This window comes from Rhizobium sp. MHM7A (assembly GCF_005862215.1).
In the GTDB taxonomy this organism is placed as follows: Bacteria; Pseudomonadota; Alphaproteobacteria; order Rhizobiales; family Rhizobiaceae; genus Rhizobium; species Rhizobium bangladeshense.
This window is the reverse complement of the sequence record NZ_VCHT01000039.1, coordinates 1-9,271: the sequence shown is the minus strand read 5'-3', so window position 1 is coordinate 9,271 and position 9,271 is coordinate 1. Positions and strand designations below refer to the sequence as shown.

General features: G+C 57.3%; 5 protein-coding genes and 5 pseudogenes. 5 read left to right on the top strand and 5 right to left on the bottom strand.

Going from position 1 to position 9,271, the window contains the following annotated elements; genetic code table 11:
* A pseudogene (locus FFR93_RS39820) lies at positions 1 to 455 on the bottom strand (IS5-like element ISRm33 family transposase); the annotation flags it as partial.
* A gap of 150 nt (positions 456 to 605) precedes the next feature.
* On the opposite strand from FFR93_RS39820, the pseudogene FFR93_RS39815 reads away from it, so the two are divergent.
* A pseudogene (locus FFR93_RS39815) lies at positions 606 to 1,180 on the top strand (DDE-type integrase/transposase/recombinase); the annotation flags it as partial.
* Positions 1,181 to 1,752: 572 nt separating this feature from the next.
* Positions 1,753 to 2,967, top strand: coding sequence for a plasmid replication protein RepC (gene repC / locus FFR93_RS39805; RefSeq protein WP_138397170.1), 1,215 nt, complete (start codon positions 1,753 to 1,755; stop codon positions 2,965 to 2,967).
* A gap of 162 nt (positions 2,968 to 3,129) precedes the next feature.
* On the opposite strand, the pseudogene FFR93_RS39800 reads toward repC, so the two are convergent.
* From FFR93_RS39800 to FFR93_RS39790, 3 genes and pseudogenes are all read right to left on the bottom strand, one after another.
* Positions 3,130 to 3,359: pseudogene (locus tag FFR93_RS39800) on the bottom strand (IS256 family transposase); the annotation flags it as partial.
* Positions 3,360 to 3,488: 129 nt separating this feature from the next.
* Positions 3,489 to 3,688: pseudogene (locus tag FFR93_RS41830) on the bottom strand (recombinase family protein); the annotation flags it as partial.
* A gap of 303 nt (positions 3,689 to 3,991) precedes the next feature.
* Complete coding sequence (locus tag FFR93_RS39790) at positions 3,992 to 4,489, bottom strand: transposase (RefSeq protein ID WP_246661426.1); 498 nt, start codon at positions 4,487 to 4,489, stop codon at positions 3,992 to 3,994.
* Positions 4,490 to 5,010: 521 nt separating this feature from the next.
* Here FFR93_RS39790 and FFR93_RS39785 point away from each other — a divergent pair.
* Positions 5,011 to 5,193 carry a hypothetical protein gene (locus tag FFR93_RS39785; RefSeq protein WP_246661425.1) on the top strand — a complete coding sequence of 61 codons (183 nt, stop codon included), beginning with the start codon at positions 5,011 to 5,013 and terminating at the stop codon, positions 5,191 to 5,193.
* Positions 5,183 to 7,246 carry a recombinase family protein gene (locus FFR93_RS39780; protein ID WP_138397168.1) on the top strand — a complete coding sequence of 688 codons (2,064 nt, stop codon included), beginning with the start codon at positions 5,183 to 5,185 and terminating at the stop codon, positions 7,244 to 7,246. Before FFR93_RS39785 ends, FFR93_RS39780 begins: the two co-directional genes overlap by 11 nt.
* A 23-nt stretch (positions 7,247 to 7,269) precedes the next feature.
* Here FFR93_RS39780 and FFR93_RS39775 read toward each other — a convergent pair.
* Positions 7,270 to 8,285: pseudogene (locus tag FFR93_RS39775) on the bottom strand (IS3 family transposase); the annotation flags it as partial.
* A 315-nt stretch (positions 8,286 to 8,600) separates the two neighbouring features.
* On the opposite strand from FFR93_RS39775, the gene FFR93_RS39765 reads away from it, so the two are divergent.
* The gene (locus FFR93_RS39765; protein ID WP_138397165.1) at positions 8,601 to 9,095 is read left to right on the top strand and encodes a DUF192 domain-containing protein; all 495 of its coding nucleotides are present in this window, start codon (positions 8,601 to 8,603) and stop codon (positions 9,093 to 9,095) included.
* Positions 9,096 to 9,271: the final 176 nt, after the last annotated feature.

The window sequence follows — 9,271 nt, the reverse complement described above, 5'->3', positions numbered from 1 at the left end:
TTCTGCTCCAACCATTGGCCCGCGCCGTAGACCTGCAGTCCAGTGCTGTCGACAAGAATATGCACTGGCCCGTCCGGCCGACCCTGGAGGTCATGCGCCTTGTTGGGCGATTGCCATGTTCGCGCCCGACGGCTCAGGGTGGTATGATCGGGGACAGCGAGCGCCAAGCCCATCAAGGGCAGCACCGATCCTAATAATCCTTCGACCTGACGCAGCCGCAAGCCGAACACCAGGCCCAGCGTCAAGGCGGTCTCGATGGCTAGATCGGAATAACGAGGCTGGCCACCACGCGTCGTTCGGCGTGGAGCAAGCCACATGGCAAGCGCCTCCGGTGTCAGCCACAGGGTCAAGCTGCCACGTCGCCGTAACCCCGCCTCATATTCCGGCCAGTTCGTCACCTTGAATTTCATCCTGCCGATGCGATGGCGGCGGGCGGCGTTATGTTTGAAAGGCATCAAGGTCACAGATCGGTTATTGAGGTTGCCGATCGCCTACACCACGACCGCTGAACGATCCGTGCACCAAGGCTGCAATTCGCCGCATTCGCTGCATAACTGTGTCCAGCGATGGCCGTTTCTGCGGCCTTTTAAAAAGTTTGCGAAACCCAGATCGGCGAACTGACGCTGGAGAACGATTTTTTGTCCGGTGCGCTCGGCAAGGCGGGATTGCCGGGCGGAAAGAAATGATCGACCGCGAGCACAAACTGTCGGTCGTGCGCCAGGCGAAGCTTCTCGGCTTCAGCCGTGGTAGCGTCTATTATTCTCCACGTCCCGTGTCGGACGTTGATCTGGCTTTGATGCGCCGGATCGACGAACTGCATCTCGATTACCCGTTTGCCGGAAGCCGGATGTTGCAAGGGCTTTTGAAGGCAGAAGGGCTGCAAACCGGACGGCTGCACGTCGCCACCCTGATGAAGAAGATGGGCATCGAGGCGATTTACCGTCGCCCGAACACCTCGAAACCGGCACCAGGTCACAAGGTCTATCCCTATCTCCTTCGCAAGCTGGCGGTCACCAGACCCAATCAGGTCTGGGCGATGGACCTGACCTACATTCCGATGGCACGGGGCTTCGTCTATCTCTGCGCTGTCGTGGACTGGTTCAGCCGGAAGGTCTTATCGTGGCGGCTGTCGATCACGATGGAAGCAGCCTTCTGCATAGAAGCGGTTGAAGAAGCGCTTGGACCGTCTCTCTTTTGTCGATGCCGGCCGCGGCGCACGCCGAACGGCAGGCAGAAAACAGAACCTGGACGTCTATGACGTCGCAACATGGACCAGTTAGCCAAAAACGCGATGGAATTGCGTAATAGTCGCGATCTTGCGTTACGTTTGTAGGATTCACAGAAGAACAAGTAGGGAGAGAAGCAGGACATTCGCCTCGTTAACTAACTGAATAAATTTCAAATTCTGGCTGGTTGGATTTTTCCGATTAACCAGCTATTAACCATTAAGTCCTTGCAAACGAGAGGGTTTGGAGCGGTAAATTTGACGTTAGACAAAATACGTGATGAGAGATTCTAACGTGACCGTCGCGACAACCAACTTCAACGGAGGCTCAGGTAAGACGACAACGTCGGCATATCTAGTGCAATAGACTGAACCCATACGGCAAAGAAAAAGGCCCCGAAACGGATCCCGGAAGCCCTTCTCAATTGGTTGCAGCTAAGAAACCACATTGCTCGGAATCCACGTCAAAAGTCTTTGGCATCGTTTTGGTGAGCGTTATTCTGTTGCCTTTCGAAAGGTAGACGAAAATGCAGACTGAACACATAGCGACGCCCTTTGGGCGGCGGCGGATGACGCTTGCGTTAGTGAAGACCCAGTTCGATTCCGCGGGGATCAAAAAGGGCAAATCTGCCAGCAAGTGGAAGATCTACCGTGACACCTGTGAGGCGCGTTCCCTGCTCGGGCTGCGCGATCGGGCGCTAGCAGTGCTCAACGCACTTCTGTCGTTCTATCCCGAAACCGATCTGATCGAGGGCAGCAACCTTGTTGTGTTTCCGTCAAACGCGCAGCTAATTGTTCGTGCCAATGGCATCGCCGGCACGACTCTTCGGGAGAATCTTGGGTTTCTTGTGCGGGCTGGTCTGATTCAGAGAAACGATAGCCCAAACGGCAAGCGTTATGCCCGAAAGGGGCGAGACGGTTCTATTGAAACCGCTTACGGCTTCAACCTTGCGCCGCTGCTCGCGCGATCCGAAGAACTCGCCCTCTTGGCTCAGCGGGCTGCCGAAGGAAACCTGCGCTTGAAGGTGATCAAGGAGAAGATCACCATTGCTCGTCGGGATATACGTAAGCTCATTTCCGCCGCGACAGAGGAGGGCGCTGCGGGCGACTGGCAGAGCATTGAGGACCGTTTCGTTGCGATCACCAGGGGTCTTCGAACGGTAAAAGCGGACGCAGGCCTGGCGGAAAGCCTCGACGAACTCACACTATTGCGAGAAGAGATCGTCAACTTGTTGGAAGTTCAGCTTATTTCAGAAAAATTCGACGCCAATGGTGCCGAAAACCGTCAGCACATACAGTATTCAAATACCGAATCCATCCTCGAATTTGAACCTAGCTCCGAAACTGAGCGGGGCGAGAGGCCGAACAGAGAGGCGAAGCGACAACGCGAGCCGATAAGATCCTTTCCGCTTGGGATGGTCGTTCGAGCGTGCCCGCAGATATCAGATTACGCCCCCGGCGGGCGAATTGGGCAATGGCGCGATTTAATGGCCGCTGCTGTAGTGGTTCGTTCGATGCTGGGTGTTTCGCCGTCGGGATATCAGGAGGCTTGTGAGGTTATGGGGCCGGAATATGCGGCAATTGCGATGGCTTGCATCCTGGAGCGGGCGGGCCATATTAAGTCAGCCGGCGCATATCTTCGAGATCTAACCGCGCGGGCGGGAAGGGGCGAATTTAGCCTCGGTCCCATGTTGATGGCGCTGATGCGGATCGCTGCTCCAACTCGGACCAGGTCGGCGTAGGGATATACCGTTGGTATCTGGACGGAAACGCTTTGTTCGGAGGTTCCAACAATAGAGATATACACAGACCAAGTTTATCAGGCGCCGGCATCTCCGATTTTCAATCGATTAAGAGCAAGGCGATGTTGCTGATAAATATCAGGGCGATCTCAATTTAAGGAGCTATGCTGGAATTTGGGTGACGGGTTGATCAAGCGGTGCTTTGTGGCTTTCGATGACCTCGATTCCGTCCTGGAATTTGGCGCCTGCGATGAGTTTCGGCAACTGATTTTGTCCTTTCAATCGTCGCCACGTCCTGGCGGCGGCGATGACCAGCTTGAAGACTATCAGCGTGCGGTCTTCGAGGATAGCGCACCCCTGGTGCGCACCGTCCGGTGGCGAACGGTGGCAAAAGGCGTTTTCGATGTGATAGTCTCGTTCATGGCGTATCGCTCTCCTTGAGAGGGTCTGGCTGGCTTCAATCACCCGCTCGATACGCCGCCATTCTCAAACCGTCATCACCCATTTTCCACCATAGCTCCCGTTCCGCTAGCGGAACGGCCAAGGTCATCATCGATAACTTCTACGTCTCGGAATCCGCGCCGGCGGGCCTCATCGACCAGCTCATACTGTCGCCGCTGGCTCTCAAGGTTGAGTTGGACCTGGGTTTCAGTCGATTGGCGAACATAAACCACGGCCTTGCGCTTCATATCGAAGGCGGCAAAATATCGACGTCAGTCATTGCCGTTCTCCACCGTTATCGCGCCGGCGGCTTCATTAGAAGCCGCGCCAACCTTATGTTGACCGCGCTTCGTTCGGTGGCCTTGATCCCCTTCAGCTCGGGCGGGTCCAGTAGATGCAGAGCTGGCGCGGCGGGCGGGGGCATTAAGATCAGGTCGAATGACTTCCTCATGACGGTCCTCCTGGACGACGTTGCTATCGTCTGAGAAACTTCGCCTGAGTCGGTGCCTCTCAAGCAAGAGACATAGGTCTGCAAGGCCCTCAATGTTTACGTAGGGCTCCCCGATCTGCATTACCGCACAAATTATCGGATCGAAGATCCAAGTCGGCAAGCAAAGCGCCACCCCAGGCGTCCATGAAACAACGTGACATCGCCGTTCAGACAAACCGAGCCAGCTCTGTCGACAACCAGATGGACCGGACCTGATGTTGTGGCTCGGGACTTTGTCGACGGCAACGCCAGCCCTTTGCTCCGGCGAGACAGGGTTGAGAAGTCAGGCACGGCAATATCGAACCCCATCAGCGCCGCGACACTGCGCATCAAGCCTTGGGTCTGGCGTAGCGCCAGCCCGCAGACGACGCGCAGGGTCAAGCACAACGTAATCGCCAGATCCGAGTATTTCGGCTGACCACCCCGCGATGTCCGCCTCCGCGCCGTCCATAAAGACAGGGCCTCATCCTTCACCCAGATGGTCAAATCACCACGTTGACGCAGGCTTTCATTATATGCCGGCCAATTCGTCACTTGATATTTCTGCTTGGCAATCTTGTCCCGCCGATCGGCATTGAACGTGTGCGGCATCGTCGAAATCCACATCAGGAGACTGAAAACTGACCTGAGACCCAATCTCCCTCCAGTTTTCGGGAGAGTCTTGGGTTTTTAATCTGGCCTCATGCGGCCTGTTTTTCCATGACCATTTTCATTGCGAATTCGCTGGGGGTGATATTGCCCAGCGACGAGTGCGGTCTGTTTCTGTTGTACAACACGACGACAGAACACCCACAGGACGGAGGTTCGTGAGCTTTTATATCCGTGGCATCCTTGGTGCGGTCAGCTCGTGCATGTCCATGATGCGCTGGCCAAAGGTACGGACATTTTCCGCTGCAGCCTATCTGGTGCTTCTTCTGATCGGCTTTTTGAAGTCCCATCATGGATGTTCGACCGTTCCGTGAGCGGATATTGGCGCAGCCTGCCAGTTCCGCATGTCGATCTCGCGAGCCTGCATGCTTTGGCAAAGTTACTGGAAGACGCCGACGCCTCATCGCAATCTGCGGTAATGGGCGCAGCATTGGTCTCTCACGAAACGAGTCGGAGAGATGTCCATGCCTCGCCAGTTCGATCTGTTTTCGGCTCCGCAGAGGGGGATGACCGCAGGCATGCCACAATGGCCGGAGTTGCCGGAGGAAACCCGCCAGGCGCTGACGGTTCTCATCGTGCGGCTGTTCGTCGATCACGCAAACTGCGAGCGCACCTCCCAGCAGAAGGAGGCCGGTCATGATGCATGAGAAGATCGGGCCGCACCATCTGGAGCGGAAGGCTATTCTCTATGTTCGGCAGTCCTCGGCTCACCAGGTTCTGCACAATCGCGAAAGCAGTACCCTTCAATACGCCATGCGCGATCGCCTGACAGCACTTGGTTGGTCGCGCATTGAGACGGTGGATGACGATCTTGGTCGTTCGGCCGCCGGTGGTGTAACCCGCGCTGGTTTTGACCGGATGGTCGCCGAGGTCTGCCTTGGCAAGGTGGGGGCGGTAGCGGCACGCGAGGTATCGCGTTTTGCCCGCAACAGCCGCGATTGGCAGCAGCTCATCGAGATGTGCCGCGTCGTTGATACCGTTCTGATCGATCAGGAAGCGGCCTACGCACCACGCCAGGGCAATGACCGGCTGCTCTTGGGCCTGAAGGGCAGCCTCAACGAGTATGAGCTCGATCTCTTACGTCAGCGTTCCCTTTCCGCCCGCTACGAGAAGGCACGCCGCGGAGAGCTTGTCGTCACGGTCCCGGTCGGCTTTTTGAAGGTCGGTGACAGGATCGAGAAAGATCCCGACCGGCGCATCCAGGACGCCATTGCGTTGGTCTTCAACAAAGTCGCCGAACTTGGCAGTGCACGGCAGGCGCTTCTATGGTTCCTCGAACACGGGTTGGATTTGCCCGTCAGGCGCGCGGACGGTGATGTCATCTGGCGCAGACCCAACTATGCGACCATCCACCGGATGATTGCGAACCCGATCTACGGCGGCGCTTATGCTTATGGTAAGAGTCGTTCCGTCCCGGGATACGGTGGCCGATCTGGAATTCGCCGCAAGGCGCGTGATGAATGGTTGGCGCTGATCCCGGACGCACACGAAGGTTACATCAGTTGGGAAAGGGCGGAGGAGATCCGCAAGATGGTCAGCGACAATGTACCGGCCAGTCGCCATCATGGAGCGCCGAAGCATGGCGACGCTCTGCTTGCCGGCCTTTTCCGCTGCAAAAGGTGCGGCCGGAAGCTGACGGTTCGTTACACAGGAGCCAACCATAACATCCCGCGCTATTCCTGTTGGCGAGGGTTGCTCGACAACGGCGAACCACGTTGCATCGCCTTCGGCGGTTTGCGGGTCGATGATGCGATCGAGGAGGCGGTGCTCGGGGTGGTCGAACCAGGAGCTATTGCCGCCGCCATCGAGGCGGAACGCCGTATGGCCAGCCAACGCGACCAGGTTCAGGATGCCCTGCTGCGCGATCTCGAGGCAGCGTGCTATGCCGCCGACCGGGCATTCCGGCAATACGACGCGGCTGATCCGGAGAACAGGCTGGTGACGTCGGAGCTCGAAGCACGCTGGAACACGGCGCTCGCTCGCGCCGGCGAGATCGAAGCCAAGATTGCCAAACATCGGACGGTTGCGCCGCAGCCGATCCCCATGTCCGCATCCCAGGTAGCCGCACTTGCGGGGAACCTCCGCGCCGTCTGGACGGCGCCGACAACCGATGCAAGGCTGAAGAAGCGTATCGTGCGAACGCTCATCAATGAAGTGGTTGCCGATCTCGATGATGGAACCTCCGAGATCGTCCTCGTCATCCATTGGGTTGGGGGTGTCCACACCGAGCTGCGCCTGCCGAAGCGGCGCCGCGGGCAAAGAAACGCGACGCCTGACGATATTGTCGACGCCGTACGACAGCTCGTCCTTATCGCCAATGACGATGTGATTGCCGGTGTCCTCAATCGAAACGGACTGACGACCGGCAATGGCAATCGGTGGACACGGGAGCGGGTCACCGCGCTGAGGTCATATCGCAAGATTCCGGTCTTCCGTCCCCGGGTCGACGGGGTCGAGCCGTGGCTTAATCTGGGCGGTGCGGCGAAGTTGCTCGGGATAACGCCAAAAACGCTGCGTCTGGCGGCCGAGGCTGGCCAGATCGAGGGGGCTCATCCGCTACCCGACGGCCCATGGATCTTCAGCTGTTCAAAACTCGCCACCCCGCAAGCACATCAGATCCTCGATCGCGCCCGGCAGAACCCTCGACACCCCACAGGATCGCATCCAGATCAGGAAAACTTATTCCCTTCAACAACATAGAAAGATGGGCGTTATGAAACAGGATTGTAATCCTCCTTCCATGCAGTGATTGCGGCTCGGGCCTGAGCGAGCGACGAGAACAGGGTCTCGTTCAGGCATTCGTCGCGGAAGCTGCCGTTGAAGCTTTCGACGAAGCCGTTTTGCATCGGCTTGCCGGGGGCGATGTAATGCCATTCGACCTTGGTCTCCTGGCACCATTTGAGGATGGCCATGCTGGTCATCTCCGTCCTGTTGTCCGAGACAATCGTCCTCGGGTTTCCGCGTCTGGCGATGAGACTATCCAGTTCGCGGGCAAGCCTTGCGCCTGACAGGGATGTGTCGGCGACCAGGCACAGGCATTCGCGGGTGACGTCGTCGACGACGGCCAGCACCCGAAAGCGGCGACCGTCGGTGAAGGCATCGCTGACGAAGTCCAGGCTCCAGCGCTCGCCCGGACGCGACGGCAAAGCCAGAGGGCGTCTCGTTCCCAAGGCCCGCTTTCTGCCACCACGCTTGCGCACCGTCAGCTTCTCCTCCCGATAGAGACGTCGAAGCTTCTTCAGGTTCATGACGATCCCCTGGCGGTCCAGCATGACGTGGATGCGGCGATAACCGAAGCGGCAGCGCTCGGATGCGACCTTCTTCATCGCCTCCCGAATGGACGCATCGTCAGGCCGCACGCTGCGGTATCGCATGCTCGACCGATCAACCGACAGAACCTCGCACGCCCGACGCTGGCTCACCCCATGCTGCGCACAGACATGAGCCACCGCATCCCGCTTCACATCGGGCGTCACCATTTTTTTGCAACGACATCCTTCAGGATCGCATTGTCCAGCATTGCCTCGGCGAACAGCTTCTTCAGCTTGGCATTCTCGCCTTCAAGCGCCTTCAGCTTGCGGGCATCGGACACGTCCATGCCGCCATACTTCGCCTTGTATTTGTAGAAGGTTGCGTCCGAGATTCCGTGCTTGCGGCAGACGTCCGCCGTCTTCGCGCCCGCCTCCTGCTCCTTCAATATCCCTATGATCTGTTCTTCCGTGAACCGTGAACGCTTCATTCGTCCGTCTCCTGATTGTGACGGACTCTACCAAAATCTGGAGGAAGATCAGGGGCTCAGGTCACAACCACCGCTCAATATCAGTCGCCGGGTGATCCACGCAACAACGCCGATATGGATAAGCCGCCCAGACCAGGGATGCCACGGATATAAAAGCTCACGAACCTCGGTCCCGTGGGTGTTCCGTCGCCCTGTTGTACAACACGCTTCACACGCATAAGGCTTTGGGATATCGGTAAACGAGCGAGTTCTCAAACCGTCAAACAGAAATCTGATCCAGTCTGGCTTTTATGGGCCAACTCCACGCGTTGGGACATGATCGCACACGGCAGCAAAGAGGTGACGACTATGTTTCTACTTAAGGCTATTACGCTGGTTTCGTTGCTTAACGCAAATTGTGATGTCGCAGCGATCGAAATCGCAAAACGCCCATTAATCGTGATGGTCGCAAATGCCTCGGATGAGCGCAGCAGGGGACTCATGCGCAGGCGAGTTCTTAGCCCGTTCGACGGCATGATATTTGCCTACGATTCCCCTCGCCATGTGCGGTTGTGGATGCAAGATACTCCGCTCCCACTGGACATGTTATTCTTCGATGGTAATGGTCGACTGGTATCGCTGCATCGCAACGCTGTGCCCTTGGATCAAGCTCCAATCGACGGCGGGAGTAATGTGCAGTACGTAGTTGAACTCCAGGCCGGTGGGCACCCTGATATATTGGCGGAACCTAACATACTTGAGCTAAACGCATGCAACGGCATTCTTGTTGATGAGCAGCTGCGAAATAAGACTAGACGACCGATTCCATGAAAGCGGCGTTTGATGGAACCTGAAGTGTGCTCTGGGTGCATGGATCGGGACTTGAGCGGATCTGGATCTGTGATGGGGCTATCTATGTGGTCGGTTGGTGATGTCACGTTGTGAGCGGCTTAACGGTTGTCGGATAATGGGTTGGGATGAACAGTCCTGCCGTCAGCTACAAGAAC